The following is a 25,378-nucleotide window of genomic DNA, read 5'->3' as shown; positions in this document are numbered from 1 at the left end:
GTGTACGGTGCCAGCATGCAGGGCACGGTGGCCAGCTACGACGCGGCGACGCGCAGCGGTGTCCTGCTGCTCGACGACGGCACCGAGATGCGTTTTCCCGCCCGGGCCTTCGACGCCTCCGGGCTGCGGCTGCTCCGGCTCGGCCAGCGGGTTCGCATCGACACCGATCCCGACGGAGAGGTCGTCCGAGTGACATTGCCGACGATGATCTGAGCCGGCGAGCCCAAGTTCATTTTGCGTTTACCGTAATCGGGTGATTATGAGCGGGTGAGCACCCCTCGCGAGCACCCGGCCCGCCCGACCACCACCGACCTCCGCAACGGCTCCCGTACGCGCGGCACCGACGGTCGCTTCCGCCCGTCCCGCGCCGAGCGGGCCGGCGCCGCCCGCGCCGACACCCTCGCCGACGATCCCGGGGCCGCCTCCTCCGGCCTGGACGAGGTCCTCGACCCCCCGGCGACCGTCGAGGCGGACGGTCCGGCCGCCGGCGCGGTCCACCCGGTCCTGCCGAGCGACCTGCCGACAGGCGACGAGGAGGACGACGACGAGCCGCCGGCGGCCCCGCCGCTGCCGGAGGACCGTTTCCTCAACCGGGAGCTCTCCTGGCTCGACTTCAACGCCCGAGTGCTCACCCTGGCCGAGGACCAGCGCACCCCACTGCTGGAACGGGCCAAGTTCCTGGCGATCTTCGCCAGCAACCTGGACGAGTTCTACATGGTGCGCATCGCCGGGCTGAAGCGGCGGCTCTCCGCCGGCCTGCCGGTGCGTGGCGGGGACCGGCTGCCGCTGCGTACCCAGTTGGAGATGATCGCCGAGCGGACCGCCGAGCTGGGCGCCCGGCACGCCGCCTGCTTCGTCGACGACGTGCTGCCCAAACTGGCCGACGAGGGCATCCGCATCCTGCGTTGGGGCGAGCTGGGCGACCCCGAGCGGGAGCGGCTGCGCACCTACTTCCGGGAGCACATCTTCCCGGTGCTGACCCCGCTCGCGGTGGACCCGGCGCACCCGTTCCCGTACATCTCCGGGCGGTCGCTGAACCTGGCGGTGGCGGTTCGCGACCCCGATGGCGGTTCGGAGCTGTTCGCCCGGGTGAAGGTGCCCAACAACGTCCCCCGCTTCGTGCGGGTGGACCGGGACCAGCCGGGCGTACGGATGCTGCCGGTGGAGGACCTGATCTCGGTGCACCTGGGCCAGCTGTTCAGCGGCATGCAGGTGGTCGAGTGCCACCTGTTCCGGGTCACCCGCAACGCCGAGGTGGAGGTCGACGAGGACCGCGACGAGGACCTGCTCCAGGCGCTGGAACGGGAGCTGGCCCGGCGCCGGTTCGGTCCGCCGGTACGCCTGGAGGCCGCCGCGTCCATCTCCGACCACATGTTGGAGTTGCTCGTCCGCGAGCTGGACATGAACGAGCAGGACGTGCTGCGGGTGCCCGGCCTGCTGGACCTGTCCGCGTTGTGGCAGGTCTACGGGGAGGCCGACCGGCCGGACCTCAAGGACCCGCCGTTCGTGCCGGCCACCCACCCCCGGCTCGCCGAGGGCGAGGTGCCGCGCAGCGTCTTCGCCACCCTGCGCGACGGGGACATCCTGGTGCATCACCCGTACCACTCGTTCGCCACGAGCGTGCAGCGCTTCATCGAGCAGGCCGCCGCCGACCCGAACGTGCTGGCCATCAAGCAGACCCTCTACCGCACCAGCGGCGACTCCCCGATCGTCGACGCGCTTGTCGACGCGGCCGCCGCCGGCAAGCAGGTGGTGGTGCTCGTGGAGGTGAAGGCCCGGTTCGACGAGGTGGCGAACATCGGTTGGGCGCGCACGCTGGAACGGGCCGGCTGCCACGTGGTGTACGGCCTGGTCGGCCTCAAGACGCACTGCAAGACCGCGCTCGTGGTCCGTCAGGAGGGCAACCAGATCCGCCGCTACTGCCACATCGGCACCGGCAACTACCACCCGAAGACCGCCCGGATGTACGAGGACTTCGGCATGCTGACCGCCGACCCGGAGATCGGCGCGGACCTGACCGACCTGTTCAACGTGCTCACCGGGTACAGCCGACAGACCGCGTACCGGCGGTTGCTCGTCGCCCCGCAGGGCATTCGCAGCGGGCTCATCGAGCGGATCGAGCGGGAGATCTCGCACGTCCGGCTGGGCATGCCCGGCCTGGTCCAGTTCAAGGTCAACTCGCTGGTCGACGAGGGGGTGACCGACGCGCTGTACCGGGCCTCCCAGGCCGGTGTGCACGTCGACCTGCTCATCCGGGGCATGTGCACGCTGCGGCCGGGGGTGCCGGGGCTGTCGGAGAACATTCGCGTCCGCTCGATCCTCGGTCGGTTCCTGGAGCACTCCCGGGTCTTCCGGTTCGGCAACAACGGCGAGGCCGAGTTCTGGATGGGCTCCGCCGACCTGATGCACCGCAACCTCGACCGTCGGGTGGAGGCGCTGGTGCGGGTGAGCGACCCGATCGCCCGCGCCGAGCTGGACCAGGTGCTGGTCGCCGCGATGAGCCCCGACGTGGACGCGTTCGAGTTGGCCGGCGACGGCACCTGGACCAGGCGTACCGGCGAAGACGCAAAAGCGCGGGCTCACCTGCAGGAACTACTGCTGCGCCGGGTCGGTGGCACGGCCAGTTGACCGATCAGCGCCTAGGCTGAACTGATGGTCGAGGAGGAGCAGAAGTACGAGGTGGACGACGCCTATGTGCTGCCGGACCTGGCCGCCACGGCCCCGGCCGGCGGTCGGATCCGCGCCCTGCCACCGGTGACACTCGTGGCCCGCTACCTCGACACGGTCGACCTACGGCTGGCCCGGGCCGGTGCCTCGTTGCGCCACCGCCGGGGCGACGAGCTGCCCTGGACGGTGAAGCTGCCGACCGGGACGCCGGGCGTCCGGCACGAGATCTCCCGCCCTGGTCCGAAGGGCCAGCCGCCGCCGGACCTTGTCGAGTTGGTCACCGTCCTGCACCGGGGCGCCCCGCTGGCCCCGGTGACAGTGGTGCGGACGGTCCGGCACGCGTACGAGGTGTGCGACAAGGCCGGCGCGGTGCTCGCCGAGGTGGTGGACGACCGGGTGACGGTGCTCGACGACGCCGGCGCCACCACCGACACGTTCCGCGAGCTGGAGGTGGAGCGCAAGGCCGGCGACCGGGCATTGCTCGATCGGATCGGGGCGGTGCTGCGCGAGGCGGGCGCCCAGGGCGGCACGTTCACCCCGAAGCACGTACGGGCGTTGGGCGCGTCGGCGCAGGCCGACCCGGACCTGGTCGCGCCGGCCGGGCTGACCGGGGAGCCGAGCGCCGGCGACGTGGTGACCGAGTCGATCCGCAAGGAGATCCGCCGGCTGTTGGCGCACGACCCGCTGGTCCGGCTGCGCGCCTCGGCGGGCGGTGGCGACTCCGCCGTGCACCAGATGCGGGTGGGCTGCCGACGTCTGCGCAGTGATCTGCGTACCTTCAAGCCGTTGATCCGCAAGACCTGGTCCCGTCCGCTGCGCGACGAGCTGCGCTGGCTGGCCGGTGTCCTCGGCGCGGCCCGCGACGCCGAGGTGCTGCGCGGGCGGTTGCGCGACACCGCGAGCGCCGATCCGCTCAGCCCGCTCGACCAGGGCGCGGTGGACCGGCTGGACGAGGTGCTCGCCCAACGGCAGCGGCAGGCGCTCGTCGCCATCGACGAGGCGTTGCGCTCCCCGCGCTACCTGGCCCTGGTGGACGCCCTGGTGCTGGCCGCCCGCGCGCCCCGGCTCACCCGTGCGGCGGCTGCCCCGGCGGCGGAGGCGTTGCCCGCGCTCGTGGCCCGGCCCTGGCGGCGGCTGTCCGGGCCGGACGGTGTCGACGGGCTCGACGCCCAGTCGCCGGACGAGCGCTGGCACGCCGTTCGCAAGGAGGGCAAACAGGCCCGGTACGCGGTGAACGCGGTGGCGTCGACCGTCGGCAAGGGCGCGCGCCGGCTGTCCCGCGCCCTTGCCGTCGTCCAGGACGTGCTCGGCGAGCACCAGGACGCGGCAGTGGCGGCGGACACCTGGCTGGAGATCGCCGCCGAACGGCCGGACGACCACGAGCTGGCGGTAACCGCCGGGCGGCTGGCCGAGCGGGAACGCCTGTCGGTACGCCGGATGCGGGACCTCTTCCCGGCCGCCTGGCACCGGGCCACCCGACGGCGGCGGACCGGTTGGCTGCCGTGACCGGCATCCGGGCTGCGGGTGGGGTGGCCTGGCGGCCGACCGCCGACGGCGTACGCGTCTGTGTGGTGCACCGCCCCCGCTACGGCGACTGGACGCTGCCCAAGGGCAAGCTGGAACGGGGTGAGCACCCGCTGGCCGCCGCGGTGCGCGAAGTCGCCGAGGAGGCCGACGTCCGGGGCGTGCCGCAGGTCCGGCTGCCGTCGGTGCGGTACCGCAGCGAGGGGCAGGACAAGCTTGTCGACTACTGGTCGATGCTCGCGGCTGCCCAGGGCGGTTTCCAACCGAACACCGAGGTGGACGACATCCGCTGGCTCGCGGTGGACGACGCGATCCATTTGGTCAGCTACCCGCACGACGCCGAGGTGCTGGCGGCGTTCGCCGCGCTGCCGGCGGTCACCGCGACTGTCGCGCTGGTCCGCCACGCGCACGCCGGTAAGCGGGCCACCTGGTCCGGCCCGGATGTCGGCCGGCCCCTGGACGCCGAGGGATGGGCCCAGGCGGCCGCGCTGGCCGACCTGGTCGCCCTGATCCGACCGGCCCGGCTGGTGTCGGCGTCACCGCGACGCTGCGTGCAGACACTGGACCCGGCCGCCGCGCTGCTCGACCTGCCGATCGAGATCTGCGGCGACCTGGACGAGCCACAGGCCGGCCAGCAGGCCGACGAGCAGATCCTCGCCACCGCCGCCACGGTGCTGGAGTTGGCCACCGCCGGTGGGCAGGTGGCGGTGTGCAGCCAGGGCAAGGTGCTGCCCGGTGCCCTGCAACGGTTGACCGGCCGCACCGACGAGGACTTCACCACCCCCAAGGGCGGCGGGTGGCTGCTCGCCTTCGGTGGCGACCGTCTGCTCGCCGCCGACCGCCTGTAACGCGCCGCTCGGTCAGCGGGGTGGCAGGGTCAGGGTCACCGCCACCGGCAGGTGGTCGCTGGCCGTGCCGCGCGGCGCGACCGGATCGGTCGCGGTGAGGCCGGGCGAGACGAAGATGTGGTCGATCTGCTGGCGCGGATCGTCGGCGGGGCTCGTCGCCAGTGGTCGGGCGGTGGCCAACGCGTCGACCAGACCGGCCGCGGTGAACTGTCCGAACGCCTCGTCGCCGGGCTCGGTGTTCAGGTCACCCGCCACCACGAGCGGCCGGCCGGCCGCGTACCCGGTGGCGAAGTCGGCGACCGCACGGGCCTGGACCACTGGACCCCGCCCGGGCGGAGGTTGCAGGTGGGTGCTCACCACGGCGGTACGGACGCCGTCGCCGAGATCCAGCGTGACGGCGAGCGCCTGCGCGCCGGTGGGCGCCCCGACGGCCGGCAGGGCAAGGGTCCGCGGATCGGTGACCGGCCAACGGCTGAGCACCGCGTCGCCCCACACCGGGTCCGCGGCCGGCCCGAAGACGTACTGCATGTCGAGCCGATCGGCCAGCAGGTCCAGGGTGTCGTGCCCACCGTTGAGCAGCCAGGCCCGGTCCACCTCGCTGAGCAACACCACGTCCGGTCGTTGCCTGTCGACGACCTCGGTGAGCCCGTTCAGGTCGAACCGACCGTCCAGCCCGAAACCCATCCGGATGTTGTACGCCACCACGGTCAGCCGCTCCGGTGGACCCTCGCGGTTGCTGGCCACCTGCACCTCGTCGGCGAGCACCGGCGCCAGCAGGGCCAGCGCGGCGACCGCCCCCGCGGCCCGGAGCGGCGGAAACGGCCCGGGGGTGGGGTGAGCCAGGGGGCGGGCCGTGAACGCCACCACGGCGACCAGCAGGGCCACCAGCACGGGCACCGGAGCGTTGGGGTAGCCGAGGTCGTAGGCGGAGTAGTACCCGACGGCACCGAGCGCGAAGACGAGCATGCCGGCGGCGACCGCGTACCCCCGCCGGGCCGCTGACCGCGCGTCGACCGCCTCGTCGACCGACTCACCGCCGGCGGCGACCGCCTGATCCCCGGCAGCGTCCGCCTCGTCCCCGGCAGCGACCGCCGGACCGGCAGCGACCGCTGGACCGGCAGCGGTGCCGCTCCTCGGGCTGGTGGCGTCGTCGGTGCGGGCGAGGCAGGCGCCGAGACCGAGGGCGGCGAGCAGGACGGCGGGGAGGAGCAGGTCACCCTGGCCGAGGGCGAACAGCACGGCACCGACCACCACCGCCACCGGCCCGTACGCTCGGCCCCACCGCTCGGACGGTCGGGTCAGCGCGGTGTACAGGAACGCCGCGACCGCCACCGGCACCGGCGCCATGCCGAGCAGCGGCGAGCGCGCCACACCGCCGCCGACTTGCAGGTACGACATTCCGGTCTGGGCCAGCGCCGGGGAGAGCGCCACCATGCCAGCCAGCAGCAGCGCCGGCCCCGCCAGCAGCCAGGCCCGAACCCCACCAACGCCCGCCCGGCTCCCGGAACCCGCCGCTCCCACCCCGCTGCCAGAGCCCGCCGTACCGGCGGCGCTGCCGGAACCCGCCGTACCGGCGGCGCTGCCAGAGCGTGCTATGCCGAACAGGAACAGGGCCACCGTCACGGAGCTGAGCAGCCAGGCCACCCAGTCGCCCCGCCAGACCAGGTCGACGGTGTCCAGCGCCGCGTGCAGGGCCGCGTTGACCGCGAACCCCAACGCCAGCCCCGGGACCGGTCGGTCGGTGTCGGCGGCGACGCCGACCAACCAGACGAGCCCGGCGAGCAGCCCGGCGGTGGCCAGCCAGAGCTGCGTACGCCCTCCGGGCGCGACGGTGAGCGCGAGCCGGGCGACGGCGAGCAGGACGGCGGCGGCGACCGTGACCGGGCGGGCGCCGACCCGGCGAACCACAGCGGGTGCGCCCAGGGCGAGCACGAACCAGCCGAGGGCGAACGCGCCCATCAGCTCGGCCGGGGTGGACGCCGCCTGGCCGAAGATGGTGATGATGCCGGGCAGCCAGACGCGCAGCACGTCGATGAGCAGGAGTACGCCCAGCGCGAGTGTCCCGGCGGTGACCTGGCGGTAGCGCACCGGTGCCCCATTTCGGTGTCGGCGGACCGGCGGAGGGGGGCCGGCACGGCGATTCTGCGCGAGCGCGCCGAACGGGTCAACGGTCCCCATACGCCGAAAGGGCGTCCACCAACGGGTGGACGCCCTTTCGGTGCTGGTCGGTCAGCGCTTGCTGGCCGCCTTCTTGGCCGGAGCCTTCTTCGCCGGCGCCTTCTTGGCCGCCGTGCTCTTGCTCGCCGTCGCGGTGGTCTTCTTCGCCGCGGTCGACTTGGTCGCCGCGGTGGTCTTCTTCGCCGCGGTGGTCTTCTTGCTGGCGGCCGTCTTGGTCGCCGTGGTGGTCTTGCTCGCCTTGGCCGGGGCGGTCTTCTTGCTGGCGACCGTCTTGGTCGCCGTGGTGGTCTTGCTCGCCTTGGCCGGGGCGGTCTTCTTACTGGCCGCCTTGGCCGCGGTTGCCTTGGTGCCCGCGGCCTTGGCGCCTGTCGCCTTGGTGCCCGCCGCCTTGGTGCCGGCCGTCTTGGCCGTGGCGGTGGTGGTGGCGGCCTTCTTCGTCGCCACCGTGGCCTTCGGCACCTTGCCGCTGGCCACCATCTCCTTGAATCCGGCGCCGGGGCGGAAGGTCGGGACGGATGTCTTCTTGACCTTCACCGCCTCGCCGGTACGCGGGTTGCGCGCTGTTCGTGCACCACGCACACGCTTTTCGAACGCTCCGAATCCGGTGATCGCCACCTTCTCGCCCTTGGTGACCGCCGCCTGGACCTCGGTGAGGACCGCCTCGAGGGCGTTCGTCGCCGTCTTCCGGTCCCCCAGGCGAACAGCGAGCGCCTCGATGAGCTCGGCCTTGTTCACGACTTCCTCCCGATTGTGCAACTGACTCGTCGCGAGCCATTCTGCGCGCACGTTATGCCCTGCGCTGCCGGGACACAAACATTCGGTAGAAAAAAGCCCTTGTGTCGTAACGGATTCACCCCCACCGGTGGGACCGATGGGGGTGGAATCCGCTGTGCGGCCGAGCGTACGGCTATGCCACGGAGGGCAGGAACGGCAGTCGGCGGGCCTCGTAGGAGTCGATGTCGGCGACGTTGCGGAGGGTGAGTCCAATGTCGTCGAGGCCCTCCAGCAGCCGCCAACGACTGAAGTCGTCAAGCGGGAACGACCAGTTGGCGTCCCCGGCCCGGAGCTGGCGGGCGGTCAGGTCGACGGTCACCGGGGTGGTCGGATCCGCCTCGACCAGATCCCACAACTCTTCGACGGCTTTCAATTCCAGCTCGACCGGCAACAGACCTTCCTTGAGGGCGTTGCCGCGGAAGATGTCGCCGAAGCGGGGCGCCACCACCGCGCGGAAGCCCCAGTCCCGCAGAGCCCAGACCGCGTGCTCCCGGGAGGAGCCGGTGCCGAACTCCGGACCGGCGATCAGGATCGACGCGCCGGAATAGCGTTCATCGTTGAGGACGAATGTCGGCTCTTCCCGCCACGCGCTGAACAACCCGTCGGCGAAGCCGGTCCGCGTCACCCGCTTGAGGTACACGGCGGGGATGATCTGATCGGTGTCCACGTTGGACCGCCGCAGCGGCACGGCCGTGCCGGTGTGGGTGGTGAACTTGTCCATCTCCTGGCGTCCCTTCTACAGGTCGGCGGGGGCGGCCAGCCGGCCGACCACGGCGGTGGCGGCGGCGACCGGCGGGGAGACCAGGTGGGTACGCCCACCCCGGCCCTGACGGCCCTCGAAGTTGCGGTTCGAGGTGGAGGCCGAGCGCTCACCCGGCTTCAGCGTGTCGGGGTTCATCCCGAGGCACATGGAGCAGCCGGCGAACCGCCACTCGGCACCGGCGTCCGCGAAGACCTTGTCCAGCCCCTCGGCCTCGGCGGCCTCCCGGACGGCGGCGGAACCGGGCACGACGAGCATCCGGACCCCGTCGGCGACCCGGTGGCCCCGCAGCACGTCGGCGGCGGCCCGCAGGTCCTCCAGGCGGCCGTTGGTGCAGGAACCCACGAAGACCACGTCGATGGGCAGCTCCCGCAGTGGGGTGCCGGGGCGCAGGTCCATGTATTCCAGGGCGCGGCGGGCGGCGGTGCGCTCCGAGTCGGTGACGAAGTCCTCCGGGTCCGGCACCGGAGCGCTCAGCGGCGCCCCCTGCCCCGGGTTGGTGCCCCAGGTGACGAACGGGGTGATCCGGCTGGCGTCCAGGGTCACCTCGGCGTCGTAGCGCGCGCCCTCGTCGGTGGGCAGCGTCCGCCACCACTCCAGCGCCGCGTCCCAGTCCGCGCCCTGGGGCGCGTTCGGCCGACCCTTGAGGTACGCGAAGGTGGTCTCGTCCGGCGCGATCATGCCGGCCTTGGCGCCCCACTCGATGGACATGTTGGCGATTGTCATCCGCCCCTCCATGGAGAGGGCCTCGATCGCCTCGCCCCGGTACTCGACGATGTGCCCGCGCCCCCCGCCGGTGCCGACCTGGGTGATCAGCGCGAGCACCAGGTCCTTGGCGGTGACGCCCGGGGCCAGCCGGCCGGTGACGTTCACGGCCATCGTCTTCGGCCGGCTCTGCGGCAGCGTCTGGGTGGCCAACACGTGCTCCACCTCGCTGGTGCCGATGCCGAAGGCGAGCGCCCCGAACGCGCCGTGGGTGGCGGTGTGCGAGTCGCCGCAGACGATCGTCATGCCCGGCTGGGTGACACCGAGCTGCGGGCCGATCACGTGCACGATGCCCTGGTTCTCGTCGCCGAGCGGGTGCAGCCGCACCCCGAACTCGGCGCAGTTACGCCGCAACGTCTCGATCTGCGTACGCGACGTCGGGTCCTCGATGGTGAGCAGGTCACCACGGCGCAGGCGGAACGCCGGGTCGGCGTACCCGGTCGGGGTGTTGTGGTCCTCGGTCGCGAGGGTCAGGTCGGTACGACGCACCCGGCGGCCGGCGAGCCGCAGCCCGTCGAACGCCTGCGGGCTGGTCACCTCGTGCAGCAGGTGCAGGTCGATGAAGAGCAGATCCGGCTCACCAGCGGCGGACCGTACGACGTGCGCGTCCCAGACCTTCTCGGCCAGGGTCCTCGGCTCAGGAGTGACTCCCACCATCTGGACATCCTAAATTCTGGGAGGTAAGTTTCGGCTTGTGGGACACAGTATGAGCGGTGTCGGCGTTCTCGACAAGGCGGTGGTCATCCTGGCCGCCTGCGTCGACGGCGCCAGCCTGGCCGAACTCGTTGATCGCACCAAGCTGCCCCGAGCCACCGCACATCGGCTGGCCCAGGCCCTGGAGATACACCGGATGCTGGTGCGGGACACCCAGGGCAGATGGCGCCCCGGGCCCCGCCTCGGCGAGCTGGCCAACGCCGCGCCGGACGTCCTGCTGACCGCCGCCGAGCCGTTGCTGGCCGCGCTGCGCGACGCCACCGGCGAGAGCGCCCAGCTCTACCTGCGCCGCGCCGACGAGCGGATCTGCGTGGCCGCCGCGGAACGCGCCAGCGGCCTGCGGGACACCGTTCCGGTCGGCTCGGTGCTGCCGATGACCGCCGGCTCGGCGGCGCAGATCCTGCTCGCCTGGGAGCCGCCGGAGGCGGTGATGCCGCTGCTGCCGCGCAGCAAGTTCACCGGCCGCACCCTGGCCGAGGTACGCCGCCGCGGCTGGGCGCAGAGCGTTGCCGAGCGGGAGGCCGGTGTGGCGAGCGTCTCCGCCCCGATCCGCGACCGCACCGGCAGAGTGATCGCCTCGGTGAGCATCTCCGGCCCCATCGAGCGCCTGGGCCGCCGCCCCGGCGAACGCCACGCCATGGCCGTAGTAAGAGCCGGCCAACGCCTCTCCGGCCTCTAACCAGTCCCCCACCCCTCCCCACCCGGCCCCTCCCCCACCCTTTCCCGCGTTGATCATGGGGTTAGCGTGGCGCGCGACGGCGTGTCGCGCCCGCAAACCTCATGATCACCGGGGCCAGGGGGCGGGGCGGGGACGGACGGGGGCAGGGCAGGGGGCAGGGGGCGGGGACGAGAAAGGCTCATCTCGCGGAGCGAGATGAGCCTTCTGGTTGTAGCCCCGACCGGATTCGAACCGGCGCTACCGCCTTGAGAGGGCGGCGTCCTGGGCCGCTAGACGACGGGGCCAGAACTTTCCTGTTCACCGCCCTCGCGAGCGGTGCGGCTGTAGTCTAGCGGCACCGTACCCGGACACAAGCGCGGGGTGCGGGGTCGCACGCGGGGTCTTGCGGGCGGACACGAAACAGCCCGCCTCACCTGGTGAGACGGGCTGTGCACGATGTAGCCCCGACCGGATTCGAACCGGCGCTACCGCCTTGAGAGGGCGGCGTCCTGGGCCGCTAGACGACGGGGCCAGAACCACTTGTCGCTCCCCCACCCTCACGGGCGGAGGAGCTGCACTCTACCGAAGATCACTCTCCGCCCCCGGAGGGGCGGAGACGAACTCCGTCAGAATCCAGCGTCCGGCATTCTCGCGAATGACCGGTAGCGCTGGGGTACCAGGACTCGAACCTAGACTAACTGAACCAGAATCAGTCGGGCTGCCAATTACCCCATACCCCATTGGCCCCTTGCGGTGCCGGGAGTGAACTTTACCCTCCCGGTGCCGGCAGGCCAAATCGGATCCCCCCGAAACGCCTGTGAGCTGCGGAAACGGGGGCATCCAACGGATCAGACGACAGGCACCACCGGGTTGGTGAGCTCGCCGATGCCCTCGATCCGCACGGTGACCGTATCCCCCTCGACGAGCGGGCTAACCCCGGCCGGAGTGCCGGTGAGAACGACGTCGCCGGGCAGCAGAGTCATCACGTGCGAGATGTACGACACCAGGCCCACCACGTCGAAGACCATGTCCTTCGTGCGGCCGAGCTGGCGTACCTCCATCTCGTCCGGATTGCGGCCGACCTCACACCGGATCTCCAGGTCGGAGACGTCCAGACCGGTGGTGATCCACGGGCCGATCGGGCAGAACGAGTCGAAGCCCTTGGCCCGGGTCCACTGCCCGTCGGAGCGCTGGAGGTCCCGAGCGGTGACATCGTTGGCGCAGGTGTAGCCGAAGATGGCGCGTTCGGCGGCGGCCCGGTCGGCGCGGCGCGCCCCCGGCGCCCCGATCACGACCGCCAACTCCGCCTCGTGCTCGACCTGCTTCGAGAAGATCGGCAGTCGGATGGCGTCCCGGGGGCCGATCACCGAGGTGGACGGCTTGAGGAAGAGCAGCGGCTCCTTGGGCACGTCGTTGCCGAGTTCGGCGGCGTGGTCGGCGTAGTTGCGACCGACGCAGACGACCTTGCTGGGCAGGATCGGCGAGAGGAGTCGGACGTCGGAGAGGGCCCAGCGGGCCCCGCTGAAGGTGAGGTTGCCGAACGGGTGGCCCTCGATCTCGGCGATGGTCAGGCCCTGCGGCCCGGCCTCCGGTTCGCCTTCGACGGCTCCGAACGACATTCCCTTGGCATGGGCGAAACGAGCGATACGCACCCGGCCAATCTAGCCCCGCCGACCCCTCCACCGGCCAGGACCGGCCGTCAGGTGTGCGCAACCCGTCAGCGCGCGGCACCCTACCGGAGCAGGAGGTGACCGGGGCGGGGTTCCCGACTTCGTACCCGCCCGGAGGCGGCTCGCCCCTAGCGTCGGCTCCGGAGGTTCGTTCGTATGCCTGCATCGACACGACACCACAGAGCCCTCGCAGTGTTCGTCCACTGCCTCGGCATCCTCGCCGCCGTGCCAGCCCTGCCGGCAGCGGCGCCGGAGGCGTCGGCGGCGCCGCGGCCACCGGCCGCGACCGCCACCTCGCGACCACCGGCCGAGGCGACCCGACCGCCGGATGCCACACCACGACCCCGGGGCGCCGCGACCCGACCGGGCGTCGCGGCGACCGGGGTGCCGGGACAGACGGCGCACCCACCGGTCGCGGTGGTCGCGCGGGTGTCCGCCGAGCCCACCCCACCGTCGGCGCCACCGGCGGTGGCGCCACCGTCGCGGGCACCGGCGTCGGCGCCCCCGCAGCAGGTCACGGTGGCGGTCGCGCCGGAGACCAGCCCCGCACCGAGGTACCGGATCCAGGTGCGCAACGTGGGCAACGCCCCGGTGGACACCACCGTGCGGCAGGAGCTGCCGCCCGGGTCGTCGCCGACCGCGATCAGCGCCGGCGGCCGGTCCACCCAGGCGGGCGGGTCCACCACCGAGGTGACGTGGCGGTTGCGACTGCCGGCACACAGCAGCACCACGCTGGGCACCGCGCTCGCCACGACCGCGCCCGGCCAGCCGCTGACCGCGCCGGCCTGCGCGTTCACGAGTGACGGCACCCGGCCGTACGACTGCGCCACGGCCACCTGGAACGCGGCGGCGGCACCGGCGGCCGAGATCGGTCAGGCGCCGCCCTGGCGTCGGTACCCGGTGCTGCTCGCCGGACTGGCGGTCCTGCTGCTGATCAGCGCGGCCCTGGTGTGGGTGTGGCGACGTCGGCGCGCGGGCCGGGTCACCGCCAGCGCGCTCGCCAGCCGGGGCGGACCCGACGGTGGTCGCGGAACGATCTATCCGCGCCCGGCAGCCCCGGGTACGACGGGGCGTCGGCGTACCCCGCCGGTCTGGTTGGTGGTGGGCGCGGCCGTGGCGGTCCTCGCCGGCATCGTCGCCACCGCCGGCTGGACGGCGACCCGGCGGGTCTCGGCGATCGACACGCAGAAGCAGCCCACCAGCGGCGCGTGGACGGGCACCGGTGTCACCGGACCGGTGGGGGTGCCCCTTCGCGAGTCGGCGTTCGAGTTCACCGTGTACCGGATGTCGTGCGGCGCGCCCGGGACGGCCGACGGCGGGGGTGCCGCACCGGCCAACGGTCGGCGCTGCCAGGCCACCGTGGGTGTGCGCAACGTCACCGGCGACCACCAACCCTGGCACGGCCAACTGCAACGGGCGTACCTGCCCGGAGGGCGCTGGGTGAGCACCGACGAGTCGGCCACCCGGGCGGCCAACCTGGGTCGGGACGTCTTCGCCGACCCGATGGCCGCGGGCAGTCGGACGGTGCTGCCGCTTGTCTTCACCGTCGACGGGCGCGACCCACCGCAGCAGCTGGAGCTGCGCAGCGGGGTGTTCTCCGCGGGTGTGCGGGTGCACATGCCCTGACCGGGCGCGCGGGCGGCGGTCGTACCCTGGGGTGCGTGACCGCCGCCCTCGCCCCCGCCGTGCTCGACGTGGCGCGGTGGCAGGCCCGCCGGCGCGCCCACGAGGAGCGGGTGGACGTCTGGTTGACCCCGCACCTGGCCCGCCGGCGGCGCGGCGAGCGGCACCCGGTGGCCGACTTCCTGTTCACCTACTACTCGCACCGCCCGGCCCAGCTCCGCCGCTGGCATCCCGGGGCCGGCGTCGAGCTGCGCGACGCCGACCCGGACGAGTTCGGCCGGGACTACCGCGCCACCACCGCCGGGGTCACTCTCGACACCGATGCGGTACGCGCGCGGCGCGGCGAGTCGATCGCCTGGATCCGTTCCCTGCTGACGGCGACCGCCGGGCGGGCGCCGCACCTCGGCTGCTTCGGGATGCACGAGTGGGCGATGGTCTACCGGCAGACCCGCGAGGAGTTGCGGCACAACGCCTGGCCGTTGCGGCTGAGCCCGGAGCGGACCGCCGCCGTCGTCGAGGAGCGGGGCGTGCGGTGCAGCCACTTCGACGCGTTCCGGTTCTTCACCCCGCCGGCTCGGCCGTTGAACCTGCTCACCCCGACCCGGGAGACGCAGCACGCGCACGAGCAGCCGGGCTGCCTGCACGCCAACATGGACCTGTACAAGTGGGCGTACAAGTTGTCGCCGCTGGTGCCGTCCGAGCTGGTGGCCGACACGTTCGAGCTGGCCCGGGAGATCCGCACGCTGGACATGCGGGCCAGCCCGTACGACCTCGCGGCGCTGGGCTATCCGCCGGTGCGGGTGGAGACTCCGGACGGTCGGGCGGAGTACGCGGCGGCGCAGCGGGCGTTCGCCGACCGGGCCGCGGCGCTGCGTGACCGGCTGCTCGCCGCCGTCCCGGCCTGACCTGACGGCGGCGGCCTACTCGCCGTCGGCGCGGCGGTCGCGTTTGCGCTGGGACTGGCGCTTCTTCTCGGCCAGCCGGCGTTCCTTCGCGCCGCGCGACGGGCGGGTCGCCCGGCGGGGCGGCGGTGGAGGGGCGGCGGCCTCCCGCAGCAGCGCGGTCATGCGTTCGCGGGCCGCCTCCCGATTGGCCAACTGGGCCCGGTGCTCGCTGGCGGCGATCGTCAGCACCCCGTCGACCAGGCGGTTGGCCAGCCGGTCCAGGGCCCGCGACCGCAGCCACTCGGGCACGGCCGGCGAGTTGGCCACGTCGTAGCTCAGCTCGACCCGGGAGTCCGCGGTGTTCACACCCTGCCCACCCGGCCCCGACGAGCGGGAGAAACGCTCCCGCAGCTCCCCGGCGGGAACGATCCACCGATCGGTCACCCGCAGTCCGTCGTCCACGCCCCGAGGCTAACCCGAGACGACCCGCCGGGGGTCATCGGTGCGGAGTCCTGCTCTGCGTCGGCGACTGACTGGGCGCCGGCCCGGCGGTTTCCTCGTCGGACCCGACCGCCGCGTACGCCACCGCGCCGAAGAGCAGCAGCGCGATCACCCCGGCCTTCACTGCGGCCCCACGGATCAGCGACCAGGCGCCTCGACGGGCGCCCGGCACCGACTTCCGGACCGTCTGGTAGTCGTTCCACCCGCGTCGTGCCCGGGCGTACGCCGACCCCACCGCACATCCGATGACCAGGCCCACCAGCAGGAGGACCGCGAGAAGAGGACGCTCCACCTCCGCCAGTATCCATACCGACAGTAATATTTCCATGGCCCGATGCCGTCCGGCCGGATATCCGACACACTGCCCGGCAGTCGGCCGTCCGCGCAGGTCAGCCGCCCTTGCCGATGATCGTGTCGGCGGTCTGCTGCACCTGGTCGATCGGGATGGCGAACCCGATGCCGATCGAGCCGCTCCCGTCGATGGTGGCGATGGCGGTGTTGACCCCGACCACCTCCCCACGGGCGTTGACGAGTGGCCCACCCGAGTTGCCGGGGTTGATGGACGCGTCGGTCTGCACCGCGCGGTGCCGGTTGTTGCCCAGCCGCACCTCGCGGTCCAACGCGCTGACGATTCCCGCGGTGACGGTTCCGGCCAGACCGAGTGGCGAGCCCACCGCGAGCACCGGTTCGCCGACACGTGTCGCACCCGGCTTGGCCATGGGCAACGGGGTGAGTCCGGCCGCCGCCGGCACCTTCAGCACCGCCAAGTCGCTGCGCGGCTCCCGGCCCACCACCTCGGCGGCGAACCGGCGGCCGTCGGGCAGCTCGACGGTGACCGGCCCGCCACCGCCCTTGGTCAGGATGTGATCGTTGGTGATCAGGTGCTGCTGGTCGTCCACCGCGAAGCCCGAGCCGGTCGCGGACCCGGCCGACGTGCTGCCGGCCAGCACCGACACCACCCCGGGTACGGTCCGCTCGGCCGCGGTGACCAGTTCGGCCGGCACCGGGGCTGCGGACGCGGCAGCGGGGCCGGGAGTCCCGTCCCGGGCGGCCACCACGCCACCGGCGACGGCGCCCGAGACGGTGGAGAGCGCCACCACGGCCAGCGCGGCGAGCAGCCGTCGAGGCCTGCGCCCGCCCGGGTCACGCTCGGGCGTGTCCCACCACCCGCGCCCGTCCCGGTCGAGTTCCGGTGAGATGAACCAGGGACCGCGCGGTTCGCCCAGTCCGGTCTGTACTGCCATGCGTACTCCTCACGGTCGACGACTGTGGTGCGCGGCGGTCAGGGCAGGCGGGAGAACCAGCGCAGCGAGCCGGCGGCGGCGCCCATCGCGAAGACAAGTCCCAGGCCGATGAACCGTGCCGAGACGTCCTGCCGCTCCGTGCGGTAACCGACCGAGCTGCCGATGTCGTCGTAGACGGCCTTCAGCTCGTCGGTGGTGCTGGCCTCGTGGAACATCCCGCCGGTCTCCTCGGCGACCGCCTTGAGGGTCTGCCCGTCGACCGGCACCTGGATGGGCCGTCCGCCGCGGTCGACGAACCCGGACGGGGTCCCGAAGGAGATGGCGTGCACCGGCACCTCCGCCGTCACCGCCTCGGCCGCCGCTTCCATCGGGTCCATTCCGGAGGTGTTGGCGCCGTCGGAGAGCAGGATGATCCGGGCCGGTGGCGTCTCCTTCGCGGCCTCGCTGTCCAGGCTCTTGACCGCGCCGAGGGACGTGTTGATGGCCTCGCCGATCGCGGTGCCCTGCACGCCGGTGATCCCCTCGGCGAGCCGGCCGATCCCCTCGTCGAGGGCGTCCCGGTCGGTGCCCGGCGGCACCAGCACGGCCGCGCTGCCGGCGAACGCGACGAGACCCACGTTGAACTCGTCGGGCAGGCCCTCGACGAACCGTCGGGCCGCCTGCTTCGCGGCGGCCAGCCGGTCCGGTTCCACGTCGGTGGCGAGCATCGACGTGGACACGTCCACCGCGACCATCACCGTGGCCCGCTCCCGGGGCACCTGGACCTCGGCGCTGGGGCGGGCGAACCCGACGACCAGCAGGGCGAGCATGGCCAGGAAGAGCCCGGCCGGTACGTGCCGACGCCAGGCGGGCCGCTCCGGCGCCACCCGGTCCAGCAGCCGCAGGTTCGTGAAGCGGACCGCGTAGCGGCTGCGCCCGCGCTGCATCAGCAGGTACGCGCCGACGAGGGCGAGCACTCCGAGCAGCAGCCAGAGTCGCAGCGGCGACTGCCAGGTCACGCGATACCTCCCCGTGCGGGGCCGACCGGCGCGGCGGCCAGTCGACGTTGGGCGTGCACGTGCCGGACGATGTCGGCGCTCCAGTCCCCGTCGGTGCGCAGGGGCAGGTGGGTGGCCCCGCTGCGGCGCAACGACTCGTGGATCTGATCGCGCTGGATGGCGGCCGCCTCGGCGTAGCGTTCGCGCAGCCGGCGGTCCGATGTGCACACCTCGCGGCGACGGCCGGTCTCCGGGTCGACGAGCGTGATCAGCCCGACGTCCGGTAGCTCCAGCTCACGCGGGTCGGTGACCTCGATCGCCAGCACCTGGTGCCGGACGGCCAGTCGGCGCAGTGTGCGTTCCCAGGGCGCCGGCTGGCCAGGGTCGTCGGGCAGGCCGTCGAGGAAGTCGGAGACCACCACGACCAGGCCCCGTCGGTTGGCGATCCGGTGCAGCGCGTCGAGACCGTCGGCCAGATCCGGCGGCCTCCACCCCGGTCCGCCGCCGGGCGGGGTGGGACGCGGGGCGGCGAGCAGCGTGCGAAGCAGGGCGAGCAGATGGGTACGTCCGCTGCGGGCCGGGAAGCGGCGTACCCCGTCGGCACGCAGCACCTGGGCGCCGAGGCGGTTGCCGACGCCCGCGGTCAGGAAGCCGACCGCCGCGACCGCGGCCACGGCCAGCTCCCGCTTGTCCAGCTCGGCGGTGCCGAACTCCATGCTGGCGCTGCCGTCGACGAGCAGCCAGGTGGTCAGTTCCCGGTCGGAGTCGACCTGGCGGACGTGCGGCACGGCGGTGCGGGCCGTGACCGCCCAGTCCATCCGGCGGACCTCGTCCTCGCCCGGCCGGTACTCGCGGCTGCCGGCGGGTTCACTGCCCGGTCCGGGCAGCAGGCCGCGGTACTGGCCGTGCAGCAACCCGTTGAGCCGGCGCGTGACGGTCAGCTCCAGGCGACGGATCCGCTGGTCCGGGGACAACTCGGCCAGGCCCGGGTCAGCCGGCGCGATGGTCGCTCGTCTCATGCCGCCGCCAGGTCCGGCGTCTGCTGTGGGTGACCGGTGGCCAGCCGGGGTGGTGGCACCGCCTCGACCAGCCGGCGCACCAGGCTCTCGGCCGACACCCCGTCGGCCACCGCGTCGAAGGAGAGCACCAGCCGGTGGGCGAGGACGTCGACGGCCAGGTCACGGACGTCCTCGGGCAGCACGTACTCCCGCCCCCGCAGCAGGGCCTGGGCCCGAGCGGCGGCGACCAGACCGAGGGTGGCCCGCGGGCTGGCGCCGTACGCCAACAGCGGGGCGATCTCCGGCAACCCGAAGCGGCCGGGGTCACGGGTGGCGAGGATCAGCCGCACCACGTACTCGGCCAACGCGTGGTGGACGAACACCCTCTCGGCGTGGGCCTGGAGGGCCCGCAGTCGTTGCGCGTCGAGCACCGGACGCGGGGTCGGCCGGTCGGTGCTCATCCGGTAGAGGATCGCCAGTTCGTCGGCGTCGCTGGGATAGTCGACGACCACCTTCATCAGGAACCGGTCGCGCTGCGCCTCCGGGAGTTGGTAGACACCCTCGGACTCGATCGGGTTCTGGGTGGCCAGCACCAGGAACGGTTGCGGGACCGGCCAACTGCGCCCGCCGATGGAGACCTGCCGTTCGGCCATCGCCTCCAGCAGCGCCGACTGCACCTTGGCCGGGGCGCGGTTGATCTCGTCGGCCAGCACCAGGTTGGCCATGATCGGGCCCAGTTCGATGTCGAAGGTCTCCTTGGAGGCCCGGTAGATCCGGGTGCCGACGATGTCGGAGGGGACCAGGTCCGGGGTGAACTGGATCCGGGAGAAGGTGCCCCCGACGACCGTCGCGAGGGTCTGCGCGGCCAGGGTCTTGGCCACCCCGGGTACGCCCTCCAGGAGGCAGTGCCCGTTGGCGATCAATGCGGTGAGCAGGCGTTGGACGAGCCGATCCTGCCCGACGATCACGCGTTTGACCTCGAAGAGGGTCTGTTCCAGCTCGACGCCGGTCGGCTCGGGATCGACCGAGGTGGGCATGCTGGCCAGGGTGTCCGAGATGTCCGTCACGGTGCTTGCTTCCCGGGCCGGGGCCTCGGCAAACGTCGGATTGTGCGGCCCGGACCGGCCCGGAGGGGCCGGAACGGGGATGAGTCGCACGCAAGCATGACGATCGGCGCGAGGCGCGGCGAGAACGCCTGATCGACTCGATTTTCCGGAAACCGGGCCGTCCACCTACCCAGGACACGCCGACTTCCCGGACGTCGAGTCGATCAGGCCCAAGCACGGCGGCGAGCCGCCCACCGCGGCCGGGCGGTGCGCGGGTTGGACAGCACGCGACCCCCGCGCACCTGGCGCGGGGGTCGGGCGTCGGTTCGGTCAGGGTGTGTGGGTGAGCAGGGTGAAGCCCCGGTCGGTCGGCACTCCCGCCGAGTTGCGGGTCTCGATGTAGACCCCGTTGGGTGTGCTCAGTCGCGGTGCTACCCCGACCTCACCACCCGGAGGGATGCAGCAGGAGTCGTGTCGGGAGATGGTGGCCAGGAAGGCGCCCGCCGACACGTTGTAGCCGAACTGCACCTCGTACTGGCCGGGGCCGTACTTGATCACGGTGCCGGTGCCGCGCGCCTTGGTGCCGTTGGCGTTGACGACTGTGAACCAGGTGGCGGCGGCCATCGTGGTGACCCCGCCGGCCTTCAGCGCGGCCTTCGCCGAGCGTGCGGACTCGGCGGTCACCGGCGGCTGGCTGTTCGTTTCACGTGCCGCCGGCTTGACGGCCTCCTGCGGCGCCTTCGCCGACGGCTGGGCGACGGCGATCCCCCCACCGACCAGGGTGAGCGCCAGGACAGCGAACGTGACAGCTGCCGCCTTGCGTCGGAAGGATGTTTCCATGACAGGTCCCCCTTGTGTGACCGTGCGAATTCGGCCGACCCGCGGGGCGGGACGGATGACTGCCCATGAATAGGCGGACGACGACACTGGGGTGCCGGGAAACCTCACTCACTGACAATTGGTGAGATTGATTTCGGAACGATCTACATCCCGTCTGAGCTGGGATTACTACTCAGAGTTGCGTCGCTTAAGTCAGATGGAACGTAGCATCGGAAAAAGCCTAACGTCAATAGTTGATCTCACTTTGTCGACTTGTCAGTCAGCCGTCAGATAATAGTGAAATATGAACGCATCGCCATTCACGAAACGGTTTCGGCGTACCCACTAGGATCACCGTCATGATCGTCGACGGGCCGCCCGCGCCCACGCCCGCAGCACGGTGGTACCGCTCGGCTCGGCACGGCACGGTGCTCTGCTGGCTGACGGTCGCGCCGACCGCCCTCTGGGCCGCCGTCCGGCTTGTCGGCCTGGACCGAGGGCCGTTGGTGCAGGCACTCGCCTTCACGCCGTACGTCGCGGGATTCAGCGTGCTGCCGTTGGCCCTCGCACTCGCCCTGCGGCGCTGGTGGCCGGCGGCGGTCGCGGCCCTGACAGCGGTGGCGTTGCTCGGCGTGGTCGCGCCTCGGGCGCTGGACGCCCCGCAGCCCGCGGCGGCCGGGCCGACGGTGCGGCTGCTCACCGCCAACCTGCTCGCCGGTTCCGGCGACGCGGGGACGCTTGTCGAGCTGGTCCGGCGGCACGGGGTGGACGTGCTCACCGTGCAGGAGTTCACGCCCGCGGCGCAGACCGCGCTGGATCAGGCAGGCCTCGACCGGCTGCTGCCACACCGGCAGCTCAACCCGGCGATCGGCACGCCCGGCTCCGGGGTCTACTCGCGGTGGCCGCTGAGCGACGTCGGCCTCCGGCACAACCTCAACGGCTGGGGCTTCACCCAGGCGTACGCGACGGTGGCCGTCCCCGGCGCACCCCCGGTACGGGTCGAGTCGGCCCATCCCTCGGCCCCGTACGCGCTGGACCAGGTCGGCAACTGGCGCGCCGACCTGACCGCGCAACCTCCGGCCACCCCGGACGGTGGCCTGCAGATCCTCGCCGGGGACTTCAACGCCACTCTCGACCACGGTCCGCTACGCGCCCTGCTGCGCACCGGCTACGTGGACGCCGCCGACGCCACCGGCGAGGGCCTGACCGGCACCTGGGGCCCGTACGACGGTGACCTCATCCCACCTGTCACCATCGACCACGTCCTGGTGGACCACCGCATCGCGGTCCGCGCGGTACAGGTGCTCGCCCTACCCGGCAGCGACCACCGCCCCGTCCTGGCCACCCTGACCCTCCCCCGCCCTCGCGATCTTGCACTTTCTGTCCCGGCGTAAGTGGCAAAAGCCGCATATCGACAACACAAAGTGCAAGATCGCGAGGGTGTTGGGGTGGGGATGGGGTTAGACCGTGGTGGGGGCCAGGCCGTAGGTGAGGGCGTCGATCAGGGCGTGCCAGCTGGCCTCGACCACGTTGGGGTGCACGCCCACAGTCGTCCAGTCGCGGCCGGTGCCGTCGGCCGTCTCCAGCAGCACCCGGGTCACCGCGCCGGTGCCGTGGCTGCCCTCCAGGATGCGCACCTTGTAGTCGGCCAGCTCGAAGCTGCGCAGTTGCGGATAGTGCCGGGCCAGCCCCACCCGCAGCGCCTCGTCGAGCGCGTTGACCGGGCCGTTGCCCTCGGCGGTGGCGATCACCCGCTCCCCGCGTACCCGGATCTTGACGGTCGCCTCGGAGACCACCGAGCCGTCCTCGCGATGCTCGACGAGCACCCGGTACGACTCCAGAGTGAACGGTCGAGCCGGGCTGCCCTCCGGCAACTCGGAGCGGACCAGCAGCTCGAAGGAGGCGTCCGCGGCCTCGAAGGACCAGCCGCCGGCCTCCAACTCCTTGACCCGCTTGGTGACCCGGGTCAGCGCCTCCGGACTGTCGGCCAGGTCCAGGCCGAGCTCACGACTCTTCAGCTCGACACTGGCCCGGCCGGCCATCTCGGTCACCAGGATCCGCATGTCGTTGCCCACCACCGACGGGTCCACGTGGTTGTAGAGCAACGGGTCGACCTTTATCGCGCTCGCGTGCAGCCCCGCCTTGTGGGCGAAGGCGGCGGCCCCGGCGTACGCCTGGTGGGTGTCGGGGGCGATGTTGGCGATCTCGGCGATGGCGTGCGAGACCCGCACCATCTGCGCCAGGCAGCCCTCCGGTAGGACCGGCATGCCCAGCTTGAGTTGGAGGTTGGCGACGACCGCGAAGATGTCGGCGTTGCCGGGGCGTTCGCCGTACCCGTTGGCGGTGCCCTGGACGTGGCGGACACCCGCCTCCACGGCGGCGATCGTGTTCGCCACCGCGCAGGAGGTGTCGTTCTGCGCGTGCATGCCGAGCAGCCCGGCGTCGATCCCCAGCTTGTCGGTCAGATCACCGATCACGGCGGTCACCTGGGACGGCAGCATGCCGCCGTTGGTGTCGCAGAGCACCATCCGCTCGGCGCCGGCCGCCAGCGCGGTCTGCACCACGGCGGCGCCGTACGCGGGGTCGTGCCGGTAGCCGTCGAAGAAGTGCTCGCCGTCGACGAAGACCCGCCGGCCCTCGCGGACCAGGTGGCTGACGGTGTCGTGGATCATCGCCAGGTTCTCCGCGCCGGTGGTGCGCAGCGCCCGCACGACGTGCCGGGTGTCGGCCTTGGCGACAAGCGCCACCGCCGGGGTCTGCGCGTCCAGCAGGGCGCGCACCTGGGGGTCGTCGGCGACCGCGACACCTGCCTTGCGGGTGGCGCCGAACGCGACGAGCACGGCGTGTCGCAGGTCCAACTCGGTACGCGCCCGACGGAAGAACTCGGTGTCCTTGGGCACCGCGCCCGGCCAGCCGCCCTCGATGAAGCCGACGCCGAACTCGTCGAGCAGCCGGGCCACCGCCAGCTTGTCGATCACCGAGTAGGTGAGCCCCTCGCGCTGGGCGCCGTCGCGCAAGGTCGTGTCGTAGACCTGGAACGTCATCAGGATCCTTTCTCGGAGCAACAAAAAGACCTCCCGCGGGTGCGGGAGGTCTGCGCGCTCGGCGGAGGGGAGGGCCGGCGCGCTAGGTCGCAATAATCAGGAAGGTGTTGCTCACGGTCGCCACTCTGCCACTCACCGCCGAATGTGGGAAGAACAATCCATATATCGGGACCACTACGGAGGGTGTCGCATGCTTGCCACCCTGCGGGCTCGGCCCGGATCCGGCGCCGGTGATCGGCTTCACACGCTCCCAGGCCGCCCACCGGCCACAACAGTGATGCGGAAGTATCTGGAACGGATCAAGTTACGGCCACCGTGCCGCCGAGAAGGAGGACCTGTGCTCACTGTCGGTGACCGCTTCCCCGAGTACGAACTCACCGCCTGCGTGTCTCTGGACGCCAACAAGGCGTTCGACACGATCAGCCACAAGTCCCACGAGGGCAAGTGGCGGGTGGTCTTCTTCTGGCCGAAGGACTTCACCTTCATCTGCCCGACGGAGATCGCGGAGTTCGGTCGACTCAACGGCGAGTTCGCCGACCGGGACGCACAGGTCCTCGGGGCGTCCGTGGACAACGAGTTCGTCCACTACGCGTGGCGCAAGGACCACCCGGACCTTCGGGAGCTGCCGTTCCCGATGCTCAGCGACATCAAGCGCGAGCTGTCCGCCGCCTGCGGCGTGCTCGGCGAGGACGGCGTGGCCCAGCGGGCGACCTTCATCGTCGACCCGAACAACGAGATCCAGTTCGCCATGGTCACCGCGGGCTCGGTCGGCCGCAACGTCTCCGAGGTGCTGCGGGTGCTCGACGCGCTGCAGACCGACGAGCTGTGCCCGTGCAACTGGAACAAGGGCGGCGACACCCTCGACGCCAACGCCCTCCTCGCCGCCGCCGGGGTCTGAGCATGGGTCTGGACGCGGTCAAGGCGGCCCTGCCCGAGTACGCGAAGGACATCAGGCTCAACCTGGGCTCCACGGTCGGCACCTCGACGCTGACCCCGGTGCAGACCTGGGGCACCGCGCTGGCCTGCGCGGTCGCCGCTCGTAACCAGGTGGTGCTGCGGGAGATCGCGGCCGAGGCGCTCGGGCACCTCGGGCCGGAGGGTGTCGAGGCGGCCAAGGGCGCCGCCGCGATCATGGCGATGAACAACATCTACTACCGGGCCAAGCACCTCATCGGCGACGAGCAGTACGCCTCGATGCCCGCCCGTCTGCGGATGCAGATCATCGCGCGGCCCGGCGTGGACAAAGGCGACTTCGAGCTCTGGTGCCTCGCCGTGTCGGCGATCACCGGCTGCGGTGTGTGCCTGGAGTCGCACGAAAAGACGCTGCGTGCCAGCGGCTTCACCCGCGAGCAGGTGCACGAGGCCCTGCGGATCTCGGCAGTGGTGCACGCCGCGGCGGTCACCCTGGACGCCGAGGCCGCCCTGGCCTGAGCAGGCACGCCCCGACGGGCCGGCACCGCACCTCGCGGCGTCGGCCCGTCGCCGCACCCGCGGCCCGTCGCGGCACCCGCGGCCCGTCGCCGCACCCGCGGCCCGTCGCCGCACCCGCGGCCCGTCGCCGCACCCGCGGCCCGTCGCCGCACCCGCGGCCCTCGGCCGCTCGCCGTTTCCGGTCCCCGATGGCCGGGTAGCTCCTGCGGGGACGACGAACCCGCCTACGCCGAGACGATCGGCGACAGTCAGG

General features: G+C 72.3%; 23 protein-coding genes and 3 tRNA genes. 10 read left to right on the top strand and 16 right to left on the bottom strand.

Features of this window, described 5'->3' with window-relative positions:
- The first annotated feature begins 15 nt into the window (after positions 1 to 15).
- The 4 genes from ACGFH8_RS28165 to ACGFH8_RS28150 are packed head-to-tail and all read left to right on the top strand — an operon-like array spanning position 16 to position 5,039.
- Complete coding sequence (locus tag ACGFH8_RS28165) at positions 16 to 213, top strand: cold-shock protein (RefSeq protein ID WP_030335323.1); 198 nt, start codon at positions 16 to 18, stop codon at positions 211 to 213.
- A gap of 54 nt (positions 214 to 267) precedes the next feature.
- Positions 268 to 2,628 (top strand): RNA degradosome polyphosphate kinase, encoded by a 2,361-nt coding sequence (locus ACGFH8_RS28160; RefSeq protein WP_393372828.1) that lies wholly within the window; start codon positions 268 to 270, stop codon positions 2,626 to 2,628.
- Positions 2,629 to 2,652: 24 nt separating this feature from the next.
- Entirely contained in the window at positions 2,653 to 4,173 is a 1,521-nt protein-coding gene (locus tag ACGFH8_RS28155; RefSeq protein ID WP_393372825.1) for a CHAD domain-containing protein, read from the top strand.
- Positions 4,161 to 5,039 (top strand): NUDIX domain-containing protein, encoded by an 879-nt coding sequence (locus ACGFH8_RS28150; RefSeq protein WP_393372823.1) that lies wholly within the window; start codon positions 4,161 to 4,163, stop codon positions 5,037 to 5,039. The genes ACGFH8_RS28155 and ACGFH8_RS28150 overlap by 13 nt, the downstream gene beginning before the upstream one ends.
- 12 nt (positions 5,040 to 5,051) lie before the next feature.
- Here ACGFH8_RS28150 and ACGFH8_RS28145 read toward each other — a convergent pair whose 3' ends face one another.
- The 4 genes from ACGFH8_RS28145 to leuC all read right to left on the bottom strand — a co-directional run bounded on the left by ACGFH8_RS28145 (position 5,052) and on the right by leuC (position 10,173).
- Positions 5,052 to 7,127, bottom strand: coding sequence for an endonuclease/exonuclease/phosphatase family protein (locus ACGFH8_RS28145; protein ID WP_393372820.1), 2,076 nt, complete (start codon positions 7,125 to 7,127; stop codon positions 5,052 to 5,054).
- 141 nt (positions 7,128 to 7,268) lie between these two features.
- Entirely contained in the window at positions 7,269 to 7,952 is a 684-nt protein-coding gene (locus ACGFH8_RS28140) for an HU family DNA-binding protein (RefSeq protein ID WP_393372817.1), read from the bottom strand.
- Between the two features lie 172 nt (positions 7,953 to 8,124).
- A complete protein-coding gene (gene leuD, locus ACGFH8_RS28135; protein ID WP_393372814.1) occupies positions 8,125 to 8,712 on the bottom strand; it encodes a 3-isopropylmalate dehydratase small subunit in 588 nt (195 codons plus the stop codon).
- A gap of 15 nt (positions 8,713 to 8,727) precedes the next feature.
- The gene (gene leuC, locus ACGFH8_RS28130; protein WP_393372811.1) at positions 8,728 to 10,173 is read right to left on the bottom strand and encodes a 3-isopropylmalate dehydratase large subunit; all 1,446 of its coding nucleotides are present in this window, start codon (positions 10,171 to 10,173) and stop codon (positions 8,728 to 8,730) included.
- Positions 10,174 to 10,222: 49 nt separating this feature from the next.
- Between leuC and ACGFH8_RS28125 the strand changes: the two genes are divergently transcribed.
- Positions 10,223 to 10,909 (top strand): IclR family transcriptional regulator, encoded by a 687-nt coding sequence (locus ACGFH8_RS28125; RefSeq protein WP_110562481.1) that lies wholly within the window; start codon positions 10,223 to 10,225, stop codon positions 10,907 to 10,909.
- 211 nt (positions 10,910 to 11,120) lie between these two features.
- Here ACGFH8_RS28125 and ACGFH8_RS28120 read toward each other — a convergent pair.
- From ACGFH8_RS28120 to ACGFH8_RS28105, 4 genes are all read right to left on the bottom strand, one after another.
- Positions 11,121 to 11,193: transfer RNA gene (locus ACGFH8_RS28120), tRNA-Glu, on the bottom strand.
- Between the two features lie 154 nt (positions 11,194 to 11,347).
- Positions 11,348 to 11,420: transfer RNA gene (locus ACGFH8_RS28115), tRNA-Glu, on the bottom strand.
- A gap of 136 nt (positions 11,421 to 11,556) precedes the next feature.
- Positions 11,557 to 11,628: transfer RNA gene (locus ACGFH8_RS28110), tRNA-Gln, on the bottom strand.
- A 108-nt stretch (positions 11,629 to 11,736) separates the two neighbouring features.
- Entirely contained in the window at positions 11,737 to 12,540 is an 804-nt protein-coding gene (locus ACGFH8_RS28105) for a fumarylacetoacetate hydrolase family protein (RefSeq protein ID WP_393372808.1), read from the bottom strand.
- A 174-nt stretch (positions 12,541 to 12,714) separates the two neighbouring features.
- Between ACGFH8_RS28105 and ACGFH8_RS28100 the strand changes: the two genes are divergently transcribed.
- Together ACGFH8_RS28100 and ACGFH8_RS28095 are read left to right on the top strand one after the other, a co-directional pair.
- Positions 12,715 to 14,184: a hypothetical protein gene (locus ACGFH8_RS28100; RefSeq protein ID WP_393372805.1), complete on the top strand. Its 1,470-nt coding sequence runs from the start codon at positions 12,715 to 12,717 to the stop codon at positions 14,182 to 14,184.
- A gap of 35 nt (positions 14,185 to 14,219) precedes the next feature.
- The gene (locus tag ACGFH8_RS28095; protein WP_393372802.1) at positions 14,220 to 15,086 is read left to right on the top strand and encodes a 3-methyladenine DNA glycosylase; all 867 of its coding nucleotides are present in this window, start codon (positions 14,220 to 14,222) and stop codon (positions 15,084 to 15,086) included.
- Between the two features lie 15 nt (positions 15,087 to 15,101).
- Here the strand turns inward: ACGFH8_RS28095 and arfB are convergent, their stop codons facing one another.
- The 7 genes from arfB to ACGFH8_RS28060 all read right to left on the bottom strand — a co-directional run bounded on the left by arfB (position 15,102) and on the right by ACGFH8_RS28060 (position 20,671).
- A complete protein-coding gene (gene arfB / locus ACGFH8_RS28090; protein WP_393372800.1) occupies positions 15,102 to 15,527 on the bottom strand; it encodes an alternative ribosome rescue aminoacyl-tRNA hydrolase ArfB in 426 nt (141 codons plus the stop codon).
- 34 nt (positions 15,528 to 15,561) lie between these two features.
- The gene (locus ACGFH8_RS28085) at positions 15,562 to 15,858 is read right to left on the bottom strand and encodes a hypothetical protein (RefSeq protein ID WP_393372797.1); all 297 of its coding nucleotides are present in this window, start codon (positions 15,856 to 15,858) and stop codon (positions 15,562 to 15,564) included.
- A gap of 97 nt (positions 15,859 to 15,955) precedes the next feature.
- Complete coding sequence (locus tag ACGFH8_RS28080) at positions 15,956 to 16,810, bottom strand: S1C family serine protease (protein ID WP_393372795.1); 855 nt, start codon at positions 16,808 to 16,810, stop codon at positions 15,956 to 15,958.
- Between the two features lie 38 nt (positions 16,811 to 16,848).
- Positions 16,849 to 17,808 carry a VWA domain-containing protein gene (locus ACGFH8_RS28075; protein WP_393372792.1) on the bottom strand — a complete coding sequence of 320 codons (960 nt, stop codon included), beginning with the start codon at positions 17,806 to 17,808 and terminating at the stop codon, positions 16,849 to 16,851.
- Positions 17,805 to 18,806, bottom strand: a complete 1,002-nt coding sequence (locus tag ACGFH8_RS28070; RefSeq protein ID WP_393372789.1) for a DUF58 domain-containing protein — start codon at positions 18,804 to 18,806, stop codon at positions 17,805 to 17,807. The genes ACGFH8_RS28075 and ACGFH8_RS28070 overlap by 4 nt, the downstream gene beginning before the upstream one ends.
- Positions 18,803 to 19,852 carry an AAA family ATPase gene (locus ACGFH8_RS28065; RefSeq protein ID WP_393372786.1) on the bottom strand — a complete coding sequence of 350 codons (1,050 nt, stop codon included), beginning with the start codon at positions 19,850 to 19,852 and terminating at the stop codon, positions 18,803 to 18,805. The genes ACGFH8_RS28070 and ACGFH8_RS28065 overlap by 4 nt, the downstream gene beginning before the upstream one ends.
- 309 nt (positions 19,853 to 20,161) lie before the next feature.
- Positions 20,162 to 20,671 carry a hypothetical protein gene (locus tag ACGFH8_RS28060; RefSeq protein ID WP_393372784.1) on the bottom strand — a complete coding sequence of 170 codons (510 nt, stop codon included), beginning with the start codon at positions 20,669 to 20,671 and terminating at the stop codon, positions 20,162 to 20,164.
- A 407-nt stretch (positions 20,672 to 21,078) separates the two neighbouring features.
- On the opposite strand from ACGFH8_RS28060, the gene ACGFH8_RS28055 reads away from it, so the two are divergent.
- Positions 21,079 to 22,044 carry an endonuclease/exonuclease/phosphatase family protein gene (locus ACGFH8_RS28055; protein ID WP_393373082.1) on the top strand — a complete coding sequence of 322 codons (966 nt, stop codon included), beginning with the start codon at positions 21,079 to 21,081 and terminating at the stop codon, positions 22,042 to 22,044.
- A gap of 66 nt (positions 22,045 to 22,110) precedes the next feature.
- Here ACGFH8_RS28055 and cimA read toward each other — a convergent pair whose 3' ends face one another.
- Positions 22,111 to 23,694 (bottom strand): citramalate synthase, encoded by a 1,584-nt coding sequence (gene cimA, locus ACGFH8_RS28050; protein ID WP_393372781.1) that lies wholly within the window; start codon positions 23,692 to 23,694, stop codon positions 22,111 to 22,113.
- Positions 23,695 to 24,031: 337 nt separating this feature from the next.
- Between cimA and ACGFH8_RS28045 the strand changes: the two genes are divergently transcribed.
- Both ACGFH8_RS28045 and ACGFH8_RS28040 read left to right on the top strand, forming a co-directional pair.
- Entirely contained in the window at positions 24,032 to 24,592 is a 561-nt protein-coding gene (locus ACGFH8_RS28045; RefSeq protein WP_393372778.1) for a peroxiredoxin, read from the top strand.
- Positions 24,593 to 24,594: 2 nt separating this feature from the next.
- Positions 24,595 to 25,125 carry a carboxymuconolactone decarboxylase family protein gene (locus tag ACGFH8_RS28040; RefSeq protein WP_393372775.1) on the top strand — a complete coding sequence of 177 codons (531 nt, stop codon included), beginning with the start codon at positions 24,595 to 24,597 and terminating at the stop codon, positions 25,123 to 25,125.
- Positions 25,126 to 25,378 lie beyond the last annotated feature (253 nt).

It is taken from the genome of Micromonospora sp. NPDC049175 (assembly GCF_043197345.1).
In the GTDB taxonomy this organism is placed as follows: Bacteria; Actinomycetota; Actinomycetes; order Mycobacteriales; family Micromonosporaceae; genus Micromonospora.
This window is presented reverse-complemented; position numbering and strand designations above follow the sequence as displayed.